The organism is Methylobacterium sp. P3_A11 (assembly GCF_056403155.1).
In genome coordinates, this window is sequence record NZ_JBFUGA010000010.1 from 22,453 (window position 1) to 37,546 (window position 15,094).

9 protein-coding genes are annotated in these 15,094 nt (G+C 70.5%); 3 read left to right on the top strand and 6 right to left on the bottom strand.

Features of this window, described 5'->3' with window-relative positions; translation table 11 throughout:
* Positions 1-83 precede the first annotated feature (83 nt).
* The 6 genes from AC1DXK_RS05165 to AC1DXK_RS05190 all read right to left on the bottom strand — a co-directional run bounded on the left by AC1DXK_RS05165 (position 84) and on the right by AC1DXK_RS05190 (position 10,074).
* Positions 84-2,780 carry a nitrate reductase gene (locus tag AC1DXK_RS05165; protein WP_457104881.1) on the bottom strand — a complete coding sequence of 899 codons (2,697 nt, stop codon included), beginning with the start codon at positions 2,778-2,780 and terminating at the stop codon, positions 84-86.
* A 116-nt stretch (positions 2,781-2,896) separates the two neighbouring features.
* Entirely contained in the window at positions 2,897-4,501 is a 1,605-nt protein-coding gene (locus AC1DXK_RS05170) for a sulfite reductase subunit alpha (RefSeq protein ID WP_457104882.1), read from the bottom strand.
* Positions 4,498-6,315, bottom strand: coding sequence for a NirA family protein (locus AC1DXK_RS05175; RefSeq protein ID WP_477297073.1), 1,818 nt, complete (start codon positions 6,313-6,315; stop codon positions 4,498-4,500). Before AC1DXK_RS05175 ends, AC1DXK_RS05170 begins: the two co-directional genes overlap by 4 nt.
* A gap of 10 nt (positions 6,316-6,325) precedes the next feature.
* The gene (locus AC1DXK_RS05180; RefSeq protein ID WP_457104884.1) at positions 6,326-7,594 is read right to left on the bottom strand and encodes an NAD(P)/FAD-dependent oxidoreductase; all 1,269 of its coding nucleotides are present in this window, start codon (positions 7,592-7,594) and stop codon (positions 6,326-6,328) included.
* An 897-nt stretch (positions 7,595-8,491) separates the two neighbouring features.
* A complete protein-coding gene (locus AC1DXK_RS05185) occupies positions 8,492-9,490 on the bottom strand; it encodes a CmpA/NrtA family ABC transporter substrate-binding protein (RefSeq protein WP_457104885.1) in 999 nt (332 codons plus the stop codon).
* Entirely contained in the window at positions 9,487-10,074 is a 588-nt protein-coding gene (locus AC1DXK_RS05190; protein WP_457104886.1) for an ANTAR domain-containing response regulator, read from the bottom strand. The genes AC1DXK_RS05185 and AC1DXK_RS05190 overlap by 4 nt, the downstream gene beginning before the upstream one ends.
* Positions 10,075-10,294: 220 nt before the next feature.
* On the opposite strand from AC1DXK_RS05190, the gene AC1DXK_RS05195 reads away from it, so the two are divergent.
* From AC1DXK_RS05195 to tkt, 3 genes are all read left to right on the top strand, one after another.
* Complete coding sequence (locus AC1DXK_RS05195) at positions 10,295-10,942, top strand: hypothetical protein (protein WP_457104887.1); 648 nt, start codon at positions 10,295-10,297, stop codon at positions 10,940-10,942.
* Positions 10,943-11,053: 111 nt separating this feature from the next.
* Positions 11,054-12,943 carry a glycoside hydrolase family 15 protein gene (locus AC1DXK_RS05200; protein WP_457104888.1) on the top strand — a complete coding sequence of 630 codons (1,890 nt, stop codon included), beginning with the start codon at positions 11,054-11,056 and terminating at the stop codon, positions 12,941-12,943.
* A complete protein-coding gene (tkt, locus tag AC1DXK_RS05205) occupies positions 12,940-15,015 on the top strand; it encodes a transketolase (RefSeq protein ID WP_457104889.1) in 2,076 nt (691 codons plus the stop codon). Before AC1DXK_RS05200 ends, tkt begins: the two co-directional genes overlap by 4 nt.
* Positions 15,016-15,094: the final 79 nt, after the last annotated feature.

The following is a 15,094-nucleotide window of genomic DNA, read 5'->3' on the forward strand; positions in this document are numbered from 1 at the left end:
AGGCCCGCTCACGCAGGCACCTCAGGATGAGGTGATCTGGCAGGAGAAGCCGATCTGTCCTCGGCGGCGAGTGTATCAGAAAATCACGCGGCGCATGCGGTTTGCCCGGCCAGCATCCTGCGGATCTCCGGTATGCACGAGCCGCAATTCGTGCCGGCCTTGCAGGCGGCGCCCACCGCCTCCACGGAGGGGGCGCCCCCGGCGATCGTCGTGGCGATCACGTCGGCGCCGACGCCGTGGCAGGCGCACACCACCGGTCCCGCCGACGCCGCGGCCGCACGGCCCGAGAGCAGCGCCCGCCGCTCGGCGGCATCGGGCGCCTCGGCGGCGAACAGGGCCTTGGCGGCCTCCCAGTCCGGCCGCTCCGCGGCGGGCGCGTAGGCGAGGCAGGCGACGAGGCGGTCGCCGTCGTAGACCGCGCAGCGGTAGCGGTCGCGGGCGTGGTCGGCATATTCCGCCAATTCGCAGCCCGACAGCGCTTCGCTCTGGATCAGCCCGCGCACCATCAGCGCCACCGCCCGGGAGCTGTCGGCGGTGGCGAATTGCGCGCCCCAGCCGCCGGTGATCGCGGCGCGCGCCCACCACCAGCCGTCGGGGAGCGCCACCTGCCGGCGCGTCAGCAGGAAGCCGCGGGCGCGGTATCCGACGGGCGTGATGGCCGCGGGGGTCGCCTTGAGTTCGGGCTGACCCGAGACCGGGTCGGGCATGCCGCGCACCAGCGCGCCGACCCGCGCCTGCGACGCGAAGGCGCCGCTCCAGTGCATCGGCATGAACAGGCTGCCCGGCACCACCGTGTCGGTGACCGTCACCTCCAGCTCGGCCCTGCCGTGCGCAGTCGATACCCGGGCGATGTCGCCCTCCGCGAGGCCGTGGGCCGCGGCGTCGTCCGGATGGACCTCGACGAACGGGACGGCCCGGTGTGCCGACAGGCGCTGGCTCTTCCCGGTTCGGGTCATCGTGTGCCAGTGGTCGCGGACCCGGCCGGTGTTGAGCATGAGCGGGAACGCCGTCGAGGCCGCGAGCGCGAGGGCGGGCGGCTGCACCGCCACGAAACGGGCGCGCCGGTCGAAGGTGTAGAACCGGCCGTCGCCGAACAGCCTGGCCTTGCCCTGCGGGGCGCCCCGGAAGCCGGAGCGCTTCGGGATCGGCCACTGCACCGGCGGGCTCGCGTCGTAGGCGGCGTCGCTGATCTCCGCGAGCGCGCCGAGGTCGAAGTCGCGGGTGCCGTTGTTCTCGTAGGCCGAGAGCCCGGCATGCTCGCGGAAGATCTCGGCAGCGGAATCGAACGCGAAGGCCCGGCCGTGGCCGAGGCGGCGGCCGACATTCGCCAGCGCCGCCCAGTCGGGCCGGGCCTCGCCGGGGCTCGTGAGGAAGCGGCGCTGGCGCGAGATCCGGCGCTCGGAATTGGTGACCGTGCCGTCCTTCTCGCCCCAGGCCTGGGCGGGGAGAAGCACGGTGGTCTTGCCGCATCCCCGGGCCGTGTCGGAATCCGCCACCGCCTCGGAGACCACGTAGAGGTCGAGGCCGGCGAGCGACTCGCGGATCGCGTCGGCCCGCGGCATCGAGACCAGCGGGTTCGTGCCCATCACCCAGAGGGCCTTGATCTTGCCGCGGTCGATCGCCTCAAACAGCGCCACCGCCTTCATGCCCTCGCCGGTGATGATCCGTGGGGCGCCCCAGTAGCGGCGCACCCGGTCGACCTCCTCCGGGGTGAAGTGCATGTGGGCGGCCAGCATGTTGGCCAGCCCCCCGACCTCGCGCCCGCCCATGGCGTTGGGCTGGCCGGTCAGGGAGAACGGCCCCATCCCGGTCTCGCCGATGCGGCCGGTGATGAGGTGGCAGTTGATGATGCTGTTGCCCTTGTCGGTCCCCTGCGCCGACTGATTGACCCCCTGCGAGAAGGCCGTGACCACCCGGCGGGTCCCGGCGAACAGGGCGTAGAAGGCCGCGATGTCGGCCTCCGGCACGCCGGTGACGGCGGCGACCGCCGCGAGATCCGGTGCGATCTGGCGGGCGCGGTCGAGGGCGCCGTCGAGCCCGGCCGTGTGGGCGTCGACGAAGGCGCGATCGCGAAAACCGTTGTCGGACAGGTAGACCAGCAGGCCCGAGAACAGGGCGGTATCGGTGCCCGGCCGGATGCCAAGGAACAGGTCGGATTCCTCCGCAGTCTGGGTCCGGCGGGGGTCGATGACCACGAATCTGGTTCCGCGGCGCTCCTTGGCGTCGGCCATGCGGCGGAACAGGATCGGGTGGCACCACGCGGTGTTGGAGCCGACCAGCACGATCAGGTCGGCCTCGTCGAGATCCTCGTAGCAGCCCGGCACCGTGTCGGAGCCGAAGGCCCGGCGGTGGGCCGCGACCGCGCTCGACATGCACAGCCGCGAATTGGTGTCCACGTGCGGCGTGCCGATGAAGCCCTTCGCGAGCTTGTTGGCGACGTAGTAATCCTCGGTGAGGAGCTGGCCCGAGAGGTAGAAGGCGATCGCGTCCGGCCCGTGCTCCGCGGCGACCGCGCGCAGCTTCGCCGTGACCGTGTCGAGGGCCGCGTCCCACGAGACCTGCGCGCCGTCGACCTGCGGGTGGAGCAGGCGGTTCTCCAGCGACAGGGTTTCGCCCAGCGCCGAGCCCTTCGAGCATAGGCGGCCGAAATTGGCCGGGTGCTCGGCATCGCCAGCGATCGTGGCGCCGCCCTGCCCGTCCGGGCTCGCGAGCACGCCGCACCCGACCCCGCAATAGGGGCAGGTGGTCCGCACCGTCGGCGCCGCCACTGGCTGGGTCATGGCTCGAATCCTCGAAGGGTCGTTCCGGGCAGGAGCAAGCTTCGCGCCGCCGCTTCCCCGCTCCCGCCCCGCATCCGCGGCGCACCCTCCCCCGCAGGAGGAAGGGTTTTGGACGCTCAGTACACGTCGGCCTGATAGCGCCCGGCCTTCCTCAGCGCGGCGAGGTAGGCCACCGCGTCTTCGGGGCTCTTGCCGCCGAACTGCGCGGCCACGTCGATGATCGCCCGCTCGACATCCTTGGCCATGCGCTTGGCGTCGCCGCAGACGTAGAAGTGCGCGCCGCCCTCGAGCCATTTCCACAGCTCGGCGCCGTTCTCGCGCATCCGATCCTGGACGTAGGTCTTCTCCTTGCCGTCGCGCGACCAGGCCAGGGACAGGCGGGTAAGCACCTTGTCGTCCTTCAGCTTGGTCAGCTCGTCCTTGTAGAAGAAGTCGCTCGCCTGACGCTGGTGGCCGTAGAACAGCCAGTTGCGGCCGGGCGCCTGCGTGGCGGCCCGCTCGCGCAGGAAGGCCCGGAACGGCGCGACGCCGGTGCCGGGGCCGCACATGATCACGTCCTTCGACAGGTCGGCCGGCAGGCCGAAGCCGTGCGCCTTCTGGAGATAGACCTTCACCCGGGTCTGCTCGGGCAGGCGCTCGCCCAGGTGGGTCGAGGCGACGCCGAGCCGCAGCCGCGAGCGGTGGTTGTAGCGCACCGCGTCCACCGTCAGCGACACGCGGCCGACATCCATCTTCGGCGAGGACGAGATCGAGTAGAGCCGGGGCTGCAGCTCGTCGAGGGCCTCGAGGAAGACCTCAGCGTCGGGCCGGGCGCCCGGGAACTTGTGGAGCGCGCCGAGCACGTCGAGATAGGCGGCGTCGCCGTCCGGATCCTCGCCGGAGGCGAGCGCCTGCGCCTTCTTGCGGGCTGCGCCCGAGGTGAGGAGCGACAGGAGCTGGTAGAGATTGTCGGGCGCGGCGCCGAGTGCGTAGTTGATCAGCAGGTGCTCGCGCAGGGTCTTCTCGCCGATCACCCGTTCGGGCCGGGCGCCGAGTTCCGCGATCACCGCGTCGACCAGGGCCGGGGCGTTGGCGGGGAACAGGCCGAGCGAGTCGCCGACCTCGTACTGGATCGGCGTGCCGTCGAGGCCGATCTCGACGTGCCACGTCTCCTTCTCGCCGCCCGGGTCGTTGAGGCGGCGGCGGGACAGGAAGAGCGCCTCGACGGGGTTCTCGCGGCAATAGCCGAGCGGCCCGAGGTCGGCCGCCTTCGGGGCGTCGTCGTCCGCCTTCGGCGCGGCCGGGGCGCCTCCGGCGGCGCCGAACTCCTCATCCAGCTTCTTGAGCATGCGCAGGGTCTCTTTGCCGCCGGGCTGGCAAAGGTTCAGGCGCGCCTCGTTCTTCAGGAAGATCGCGTTGGCGTAGTCGGCGCAGTTGTAGCCGCACTGGCCGCAATCCTGCTGGGCCATGGCGGCCATCAGCTTCTGCGGCTCGGAGCGGTCCTTGGCCATCTCCATCCGGTCGCCGATCGGCACGGAAGGGTCGTGCCAGGGGGCGTCGTCGTTGTCGGCAAGCTGCTTCGCGCCGGCGCCCGGCAGTTCTCCGGGCGCCAGGGCCGTGGCGCCCTCGATGGCGGGGCCGAGCAGAGCCGCGAAGTAGCCCGAGAGCCAGGCCCGCTGGTCCTCGTTGAAGGGCGCGGTCTCGGGGATCAGGACGAGGGGGGGCGAGACGTGCTGGGTCATGCGGCGGCCTTCAGGGCGGGGTGGTCCTCGGCGGCGTCGCGGAGCGCCTCCGCGCCGGTGCGGCTGGTGAAGGCCTGGAAGCTCTCCTCCGGCCCCTGGCGGAGGGCGAGGTAGGCGCGCAGCAGAGCCTCGACGCGGGCGGGCGCGTCCTCGGCCTTCACGGCCTTCCAGATCTCGGTGCCGATCTTCGGGTTCTCGGCGAAACCGCCGCCGACCACGACGTCGTAGCCCTCGACGGTGTCGCCCTCCTCCGAGACGACGACCTTGGCGCCGATCAACCCGATATCGCCGATGTAGTGCTGGGCGCAGCTGTGGTGGCAGCCGGTGAGGTGGAGGTTCACCGGGACGTCGAGGTTCGGCAGGGCCGTCTCGACGTGGTCCGCGATGATCAGGGCGTGGCCCTTGGTATCGGAGGCTGCGAACTTGCAGCCTCGGGCGCCCGTGCAGGCGACGAGGCCGGAGCGGATGCCGGCCGCCTTAGTGGTGAGGCCGAGATCAAGCACCCGCTGCTCGACCTCGGCGACCTTCGCGTCCGGAACCCCTGAAAAAATGAAGTTCTGCCAGACGGTCAGGCGGATCTGGCCGTCGCCGCACTCGGCCGCGATCTTGGCCAGAGCTCGCACCTGATCGCTGGTCATCTTGCCCACGGGCAGGACGACGCCGATCCAGTTGAGGCCCGGCTGCTTCTGGGCGTGCACGCCGACATGGGCGAAGCGGTCGGTGGCCTTGCGCGGCGCCACGTGCTCCGGCGCGACCCGGTCGAGCTTGCGGCCGAGCTTGTCCTCGACGGCGGCGAGGTACTTGTCGAAGCCCCAGGCGTCGAGGACGTACTTCATCCGGCTCTTGTTGCGGTTCGTCCGGTCGCCGTTCTCGATGAACACCCGGATGATCGCGTCGGCGACCACGTTGCAGTCCTCGGGCTTCAGGACGATGCCGGTGTCGCGGGCGAGATCGCGGTGGCCCGAGATGCCCCCGAGCACGAGGCGCATGTAGAAGCCCGGCGCCACCGCGGCGCCGTCGAGCACCTCCACGGCCTGGAAGCCGATGTCGTTGGTCTCCTCCAGGGTCGGCATCACGCCGCTGCCGTCGAAGGCGACGTTGAACTTGCGCGGCAGGCCGTAGAGCGATCGGTCGTTCAGGATCCAGGTGTGCCAGGACTTGGCGAGCGGGCGCGTGTCCAGCAGCTCCTGGGCGTCGATGCCGGCGGTCGAGGAGCCGGTGACGTTGCGGATGTTGTCGGCGCCCGCCCCCCGGGCCGTGAGGCCGATATCGGTGAGCCCGTCGAGGAAGGGCTGAGCGTGCTCCGGGCTGATCTCGCGGACCTGCAGGTTCGCCCGGGTGGTGACGTGGACGTAGCCGCCGCCGTGTTCGTCGGCGAGGTCAGCGACGCCCGCGAACTGCCAGTGGTGGAGGATCCCGTTCGGGATCCGCAGCCGGCACATGTACGAGACCTGGTTCGGCGCGACCCAGAACATCCCGTGGTAGCGCCAGCGGAAATTGTCCTCGGGCTTCGGCTGCTTGCCGGCAGCGGCCTCCTGGATGAGACGGTTGTGGCCGTCGAACGGGTTCTCGGCGCGCTTCCACTTCTCCTGGTCGCAGAGCTTGCCGCCGTTCTTCACGGTCCGGTCCTGCGCCTTGATGTGGATCGCGTCCGGTCCCGTGGGCTCGGCGGGGGCTGCGGCCGCCGCAGCTCCGCCCCCGGCGAGGCCGCCGGTCATGCGGACGGCGGCGATGCCGGAGGCGAAGCCTTCGAGGTAGCGCTTCTGCTCGGCGTCGAAGACGCCCACGGCGGTCTGGGTATTGGTCTCGGACATGCGCGCCTCCTCAAGCAGCCAGCGGCTCGGGCGCGGGGCGCCCGAACATCAAGTCGTCCACGTTCTCGATGGGGGCGCCGGAGCGGATCAGCCCCTTGCAGGCGCCCTGCTCGGCGATGTCGCCGACGAACACCGCACCGATCAGCCTGCCCTCGCGCACCAACAGCTTGCGGTAGAGGCCGGCGCCGGGATCGGAGAGCACGATCGCCTCGGCGTCGTCGGGCGTGTCCACGACGCCCGCCGAGAAGACCGGCAGGCCCGATACCTTCAGGCTCGTGGACAGGGCCGTGCCCCGATACTCGGCCGGCTCACCCGCGAGGTTCCGGGCCAGCGTCTCGGCGTGCTCGTAGGCCGGCTCGACCAGTCCGTAGATCTGTCCGCGGTGCTCGGCACACTCGCCCAGCGCGAAGATGCTCGGGTCCGAGGTTGTCAGGCGGTCATCGACCGTGATGCCCCTGCCGATCGCCAGACCCGCCGCCTGGGCCAGCGCCACCGAGGGGCGCACGCCCACCGACATCACGACGAGGTCGGCCGGGAGCACGGTGCCGTCGGCCAGGACGAGGCGCTCGACGCCGGCCGCACCCTCGATCCGGGCGGTGTCGGCCTTGAGGATCACGCGCACGCCCCGCGCCTCCATGGCGCGCTTCACCAGCCCGGCGGCGTGATGGTCGAGCTGGCGCTCCATCAGCCGGTCCATGACGTGGAGCAGCGTGGTGTCGACGCCGAGCCGCGCGAGCCCGACCGCCGCCTCGAGGCCCAGGAGGCCGCCGCCGATGACGATCGCCCGGGCATGCTGCACGGCGGCCTTCCGGATCGCCGCCACGTCGGCGAGGTCACGGAAGGTGATGACGCCCGGCAGGTCCATGCCGGGCTTGGGCAGGCGGATCGGCAAAGAGCCGACCGCGAGGACCAGCTTGTCGAAGGGCAGGACGTGGGTTTCGCCCACGATGACGAGGCCGTTCTCCCGATCGATCCGCGTCACCGGCGCGCCGGTGATCAGGCGTATGCCGTGATCCGCGTACCAGTCGAGGCCGCGGAAGGTGCAGGCGGCCTCGTCCACTTCGCCGCCGAGCAAAGAGGACAACAGCACGCGGTTGTAGGCGGCGGTCGGTTCGGCTCCGACGCAGGTGACGTCGAACCGGTCGGGCGCGCACTCGGACAGCCGCTCGAGGAAACGCAGCGAGGCCATGCCGTTGCCGACGACGACGAGCCGCTCGCGCGGCAGAGCGATGTCACCGCGCACGTCGTTCTCAGGGAAAGCTTTGGGAGATGTCGCCATCGCTCGGTCGCGTCTGGAACCTCGATTGCAGGATCGTTGGCGGACCGCCCACGAAAAAGCCGCTGCCGGTCGTCTCCCGGCAGGCTCAAGCCTCAGGAGAACCGGATCAGCGGCCTCGCTGACGGCGCTGTCCGTCGCCGTTGACGGACGCCCGAGGCTCAGCAGGTTCCGTGCCAGCCAGAATGACTGACAGCAACATGTTGAAGTAATTTAGAAATCCGCGGCGGCTCGCAGACAGGCGGCCCCCGACCATCGTCGGCGTTGCGCTGCACAAAAAGTGTGCGGACCGTTGTAAAAACGGTCACGGATCGAGACAGGGATCAGAGAGGGCTGTCGCCGCGACGGGGGGATTTCCGGGGCGAGGGAAAGTGCTTGGCAACGCCGATCAGGACGAGGTCAAGGCGCGTGGCGACACGATAAATATCGCCTTATGCATGCAGGACGGCGGCAATACGGTAAGAAACCGCAACAAGACCGCACAATGTGTCCTGCTGAGAACAGATACCCGATCTCGATCCGCAATGCACCGAAGGCGAGTGTCGCCCGGTGATGCGATCGATCGATACCCGCTGCGCCGGGTGGATCGCCTGCTAAAGCAGCGTCGAGAGCATCGCCAGCAAGCCCAGGGTCGGCATCGCGCCGGCCGCGAGGACCCAGTACCACGTATAGGTCGGGCCGGGCCGGCGGTTATCGTTACACGCGCGGGGGACCTTGCCGCCCCGGCCTACGTAACGTCTCAGCTCGACCCGCCCGCGCGGATGCGAGATCGACGATCCAGTTTCGAGTTTGCGGCATCCGGGCATGGCATGACCACAACGGGTGAGCCTGTCCGACGTTCCGCCTCGGTTCGCACCGGCGCCTCGGGTCGGTGACGAAAGGCCGCGACTGTCGCGGTCCTCAGAAATCGGCGACGGCTGCGCGATACAGGTCGCCACGGAAAACGGTCGCCGCCGCCGCGAGGTCCAGGTGACGGGGGATCTGCTGCGACGCGCCCATCTGCTTCAGAAGCCACCGGGCGTGCTCCGCGCGCGGCTCCTGGATCGTCGCGTCGAACCGGAGGACCGCGCCGGCTGCGGCCGGCGCTTCGGCCCCGTCGGCAAAGGCCTGCCCGAGCAGCGACGGTTCGAGATTCAGGTAGGTGGCGCGGGCGAGCCGATGGATCAGCTCGGTGCGGTTCTCGGGATCCGCGCACCAGCGTCCGGCCCGGGCGACCGCCCGCACCAGCGGTAGGATCGCGCCGTCGAGCCGTGCGGAGACGGCCAGCACCTTCTCGGGCGCGTCCGGCGCCAGGGCGCCGCCGCGCACAGCGATGCACCCATGGCCGGCCGCGACAGCGACGTCGTTCCAGGGCGCCCCCGCGCAGAACCCGTCCACCAGGCCGCGGGCCAGGGCCTCCACGCAGTGTTGCGGCGGGACGACGACGGTGCGGACGGTCGAGGGATCGAGCCCGCCGGCTTCGGCGAACAGCCGTAGCTGGTAGCTGTGGCACGAGAAGGGATGCACGGTGCCGAGCGTGACGGGGCTGCCGGCGCGGTACCTCTGCTCCGCCACCCGGGCGAAGGCGCGGGCGACGGCCGCAACGGCCGTGCTCTCAGCGCCCATCGTCGTCCAGAGGGTGTGGGACAGCGTCACGGCGTTGCCGTTGACGCTGAGCTGCATCGGCACGATCAGGTCGGAGGGCGGCCCCGACAGCGCGAGGCGGCTGGCGAGCGCCAGCGGTGCCAGCATGTGGGCGCCGTCGAGATGCCCCAGCGCCAGACGGTCGCGCAGGGTCGCCCAGGACGGCTCGGCGGTGAGATCGAGGTCGAGGCCCTCGGCCCGGGCGAAGCCGAGTTCATGCGCGGCGATCAGGGGCGCCGCGTCGCAGAGCGGGACGTAGCCGAGCTGCAGCCTCATCCGAGCAGGTCCGCGGTGGTGACGATGGCCCGGGCGATGTCGGCGATCTTGCGCTTCTCGTTCATGGCCTTGCGGCGCAGCTGCTTGTACGCTTCATCCTCCGAGAGGCCCTTCATGGTCATCAGGATGCCCTTCGCCCGCTCGATCAGCTTGCGGTCGGCGAGTTCGCTCCGGGCCTCCGTCAGCTCGCGCTGGAGCCGCGCGAAGGCGTTGAAGCGCAGGATCGCGATGTCGAGGATCGACTTGATCCGCTCGGCCCGCAGACCGTCCACCACGTAGGCGGAGATCCCGGCATCGACGGCGGCCTGCATCATGGTCGAGTCCGACCGGTCGACGAACATCGCCACGGGCCGCTCGACTTGCCGCGAGACGCCGGACATCTGTTCCAGGATGTCCCGGCTTGGGCTCTCAAGGTGAATCACCACCACGTCGGGCCTCAGCGCCGCCACGCGCTCCATGAGGTCGGCCGAATCGGGGATGACCACCACGCGTCCGATCCCGGCGGCGCGCAGGCCCTCCTCCAGGATGGCCGCGCGGGCTCGGCTCGGGTCGATCACGGCGACGGTGAGGTTGGTTTCGGTCATCTTGGCCCGGTTCGGGGCGAGTCTCGACGGGCGGGCGGCCCGGCTCGGGCCGTGGCAGGCCAAGCAAGCCCTATGCCCGAGTTGGCGCCCGCCGCGGAGGGTCGAGGGGAATCCCATCCTAGGCCTTGGTAACCGCCCCGCAAAGAAACGGTCCAGCTTCCGCCGCAATGCTGGCCGCATCCTGAGCGCCTCGAAGCGATCAGGGAGATCGGTGATTCGGATGCGCAGGCCAGATCAGCCCGCCCTGACGGACGCCGCGACCGGCCGCGTCTCCATGCCCTTCCTGCCGACGCTGGCCGTCGTTGCCCTCCTGGGCGTGGCCTCTCTCTATTGCCCATCGTCGAGCCCGACGCCGGCGCGCGTCCGGGCGGAGGTGGAAGAGCCCGCGGCCCCCGGACCCACGGATTTCGCCCCCGTCGCCGCGATCGCAACGCCCGGCCGCCTGCCGGCCGCGATCGTGTTCGCAGAGTTGTACCCCCTCGACTCCGCGGCTTCGCGAACGGGCTCTCTGCCGTCCCGTTCCGCCGGAGCTGCCCGGGCGCCGGCCCACGTCGCGGCGGCGGTGCGACGCGCTTGCCCGGGCCGGCGCTGCCCGGAGACGCCGCGCACGCCTGGCCCTCTTCCGGATTCCCTTGCCGATCCCTTCGTCGATCCCTTCGCCGATCCCCTGGCGGCTGCGCGTGCGGACAGCGCCCAGACGGCTGAGGACGCGCCGCTGCCGTCGCAGGCCCTGCCCTTCGCGGCCTCCGTGGTCGAGACCCTGGTTCCCGCCGCCCGGGCCGTCGGCGATGCGGCGGACCTCGTTCGCTCAGGCGCTGCGGCCGTCCAGGGCTCGGTGGCCCTGGCGGTGGTCGATTGCCTGCGCTGATCCCGTCCGCGGACTGCCCCGTAGGACGCCTCTGGATCTCCTGACCGCACGTCCTAGGTGCGTCGCAGCGGACGGCCCGGGCCGCCGACCGCTGATCGGAGCCGGGGCCGGATGGCTGCACGAATCGAGGATTACGCGCTCGTCGGCGATTGCCGCAGCGCGGCATTGATCAGCCGGCAGGGCAGCGTCGATTGGCTGTGCTGGCCGCGCTTCGATGCGGCCGCCCTGTTCACCCGCCTGCTGGGGACCGAGGCGCACGGCTTCTGGAAGATCTTCCCCGAGGCAGAGCACGTCGAGACGCGCTGGGCCTATCGCCCCGGCAGCCTCGTCCTCGAGACCCGTCACACCACCCGGCTCGGCGAGGTTCTGGTCACGGACTTCATGCCCGTCGGCGACGGATCGCATCTCGTGCGCCTCGTCGAAGGCGTGCACGGGCGGGTCGCCATGCGGATGGAGATGGCGGTCCGGTTCGATTACGGCTCGGCCGTGCCCTGGGTGTCCCGCTCCGAGCTGGGCGACCTGCGCGCCGTCTCGGGACCGCACAAGGTCGTGCTGCGTACCGACGTCCATCTCAAGGGCTCTGAGGCGCAGACCACCGTCGCCGAGTTCACGGTCCATGCCGGCGACAGGCACCGGTTCGTCCTGAGCTACGGCCCCTCCCACGAAGACGACCCGCACCCGATCGAGCCCCGTAAGGTCCTCGACGCCACGGACCAGCACTGGCGCGAATGGGCGTGCCGCTGCGCGGGCGGCACGCCCTGGGACCGGATGCTCCAGCGCTCCCTTCTGACCCTCAAGGCGCTGATCTACGAACCCACCGGGGGCATCGTGGCGGCGCCGACGGCCTCGCTGCCGGAGGGGCTCGGCGGCGAGCGCAACTGGGATTACCGCTTTTGCTGGCTGCGCGATTCGACCCTGACGCTGATCGCCCTGATGGACGGGGGATACATCGACGAGGCGCGCAACTGGCTCGACTGGCTGCAGCGGGCGGTGGCCGGGAACCCCGAGCAGGCGCACATCCTCTACGGGATCGCCGGCGAGCGGCTTCTGCCCGAGATCGAGCTGGATTGGCTTCCGGGCTATGAGGGTTCCCGGCCCGTCCGGATCGGCAACGCCGCCGCCAGCCAGTTTCAGATCGACGTCTATGGCGAGCTGTTCGACGCGCTCTATCAAGCCCATGCCCGGGGCCTGCCGGTCAGCCAGGACGGGTTGCGGGTCGGGCTGGCGATCCTCGGCCACCTGGAGCAGGCATGGCGCCTGCCCGACGAGGGGATCTGGGAGGTGCGCGGCGGCCGCCGCCACTTCACCCACTCGAAGGTCATGGCCTGGGTGGCGTTCGACCGGGCGCTGCGCATGCACGAGATGCACGAATCAGGCGCCACCGAGGAACATGCCAAGCGCTGGCGCGCTATCAAGGACGAGATCCACGCCGAGGTTTGCGAGAAGGGTTTCGACCCGGAACTCAAGAGCTTCGTCCAGTCCTACGGATCCAAGGCGCTGGACGCGAGCCTGCTGCTCATCGCCCATACCGGCTTCCTGCCACAGCACGATCCCCGGGTGATCGGGACCGTCGAGGCGATCGGCAAAGGGCTGATGCGGGACGGTTTCCTTCTGCGCTACGAGACCGAGGGTCAGACGACCGACGGCCTCTCGGGCAACGAGGGGGCTTTCCTGCCCTGCACCTTCTGGTACGCGGACAATCTCATCGGCCTGGGGCGCCGCGACGAGGCGGGGGTGCTGATCGAGCGCCTGATCGGCATCTGCACCGATCTCGGCCTCGTCAGCGAGGAATACGACGTGCAAGCCAAACGACTTGTGGGTAACTTCCCGCAGGCTTTCACTCACGTCGCGCTCGTCAACACGCTGCTCAGCTATACGCGCGGCGAAGGGCCGGCGGATCGGCAGGGTGGTAAGGGCAACGGAGCTCCTCCCGCCGTCCTTCGGCAGCGCGAAGCCGCGAAGCGGCACGCGAGAGGCGAACTGGAAGACGCGACATCATGAGCGGTGCTGACACTCCCGCCAAGGCGGCTCTCGCTGAGATCGATACGCTCAGCATCAACACGATCCGGACGCTCGCGATCGACGCGGTGCAAAAGGCCAATTCCGGGCATGCGGGGGCGCCCATGGCGCTGGCGCCGGTCGCCTACACCCTGTGGAACCGCTACCTGCGCTACGACCCGGCGCATCCACACTGGCCGAACCGCGACCGGTTCGTGCTGTCCTGCGGCCACGCCTCGATGCTGCTCTACGGGCTACTGCACCTCGCAGGCGTCGCCGAGAGCGACGGCGGCAACGCGCCGGCAGTGACGCTGGAGGACATCAAGAAGTTCCGCCAGCTCGACAGCCGGACCCCCGGCCACCCGGAATACCACTTCACCACCGGCGTCGAGACCACCACCGGCCCGCTCGGCCAGGGCGTCGCCAACTCGGTCGGCATGGCCATGGGCAGCCGCTTCCTGGGCCAGCACCTCAACCGGCCGAACCTGCCGCTGTTCGACTACAACGTCTACGCCGTCTGCTCGGACGGCGATCTCATGGAGGGCGTCGCCTCGGAGGCCGCCTCGCTGGCCGGCCACCTGCGCCTCGCCAACCTCTGCTGGATCTACGACGACAACACCATCACCATCGAGGGCCACACGGAGCTGGCCTTTGGCGAGGAGGTCGCGACCCGGTTCCTGGCCTACGGCTGGCAGGTCCTGCGCGTCGCCGACGCCAACGACGTGCACGCGCTCGCGGGCGCCATCGAGACTTTCCTCGCCACCAACGACCGGCCGACGCTCATCATCGTCAAGTCGGTGATCGGCTACGGCGCGCCGAAGAAGCAGGGCACCTCCAAGGCCCATTCTGACGCGCTCGGCGAGGACGAGGTGAAGGGCGCCAAGCGCGCCTACGGCTGGCCGGAGGACGCCCAGTTCCTCGTGCCGGACGGCGTGCAGGAGAATTTCCGGACCGGCATCGGCAAGCGCGGCGCCGGCCTCTACGACGCGTGGCAGGGCCTGCTCGCCGAGGCCAAGGCGGCCGACGCCGCTCACGCCGAGGACCTCAACGCCTTCCTGGAAGGCCGCCTGCCGGCCGGCTGGGACAAGGACATCCCGGTCTTCGAGCCGGACGCCAAGGGCCTCGCCACCCGCGAATCCTCTGGCAAGGTGCTGAACGCCATCGCCCAGCACGTGCCGTTCCTGCTCGGCGGCTCGGCGGACCTGGCCCCGTCCAACAAGTCGAACCTGACCTTCGAGGGCGCGGGATCCTTCGGCCCGTTCTCGCCGGGCGGCCGCAATCTGCATTTCGGCGTCCGCGAGCACGCCATGGGCTCGATCGTGAACGGGCTCGGCCTCTCCGGGCTGCGGGCCTACGGCGCGACCTTCCTGGTCTTTGCCGACTACATGCGGCCGCCGATCCGGCTCGCCGCTCTCATGGAGCTGCCGGTCTTCCACATCTTCACCCACGACTCGATCGGCGTCGGCGAGGACGGGCCGACCCACCAGCCGGTGGAGCAGCTCCTGTCGTTGCGCTGCATCCCCGGCCTCGTGACCCTGCGCCCGGCCGACGCCAACGAGGTCGCCGAGGCCTACCGGGTGATCTTCTCCCTGAAGAACCAGCCGGCGGTGCTCGCGCTGTCGCGCCAGCCGCTGCCGACCCTCGACCGCGCGAAGTACGGGGCCGCCTCCGGCACCGCCAAGGGCGGCTACGTGCTCGCCGACAGCGAGGGCACGCCCGACGTCATCCTGCTGGGCTCGGGCTCCGAGGTGCAACTCTGCGTCGGTGCCTATGAGGCCCTGAAGGCCGAGGGCGTGAAGGCCCGCGTGGTGTCGATGCCGTCCTGGGACCTGTTCGAGCGGCAGGATCAGGCCTACCGTGACGCGGTGCTGCCGCCCGCCGTGAAGGCGCGGGTCGCCGTGGAGCAGGGCAGCGTCATCGGCTGGGACCGCTACGCCGGCTCCGAGGGCACGGTCATCGGCATGCACACCTTCGGCGCCTCGGCGCCGATCAAGGATCTCCAGACCAAGTTCGGTTTTACCCCCGATAAGGTCCTGGACGCCGCGAAAGCGCAGCTGGCCAAGCACAGGACGTAGCCCGAGGGCCTGCTCCCCCGCCCGATCCGGGCGGGCGGGCGCGTTCGGGCGAGAGTACGCGGTACGCGAGGCGAGGAAC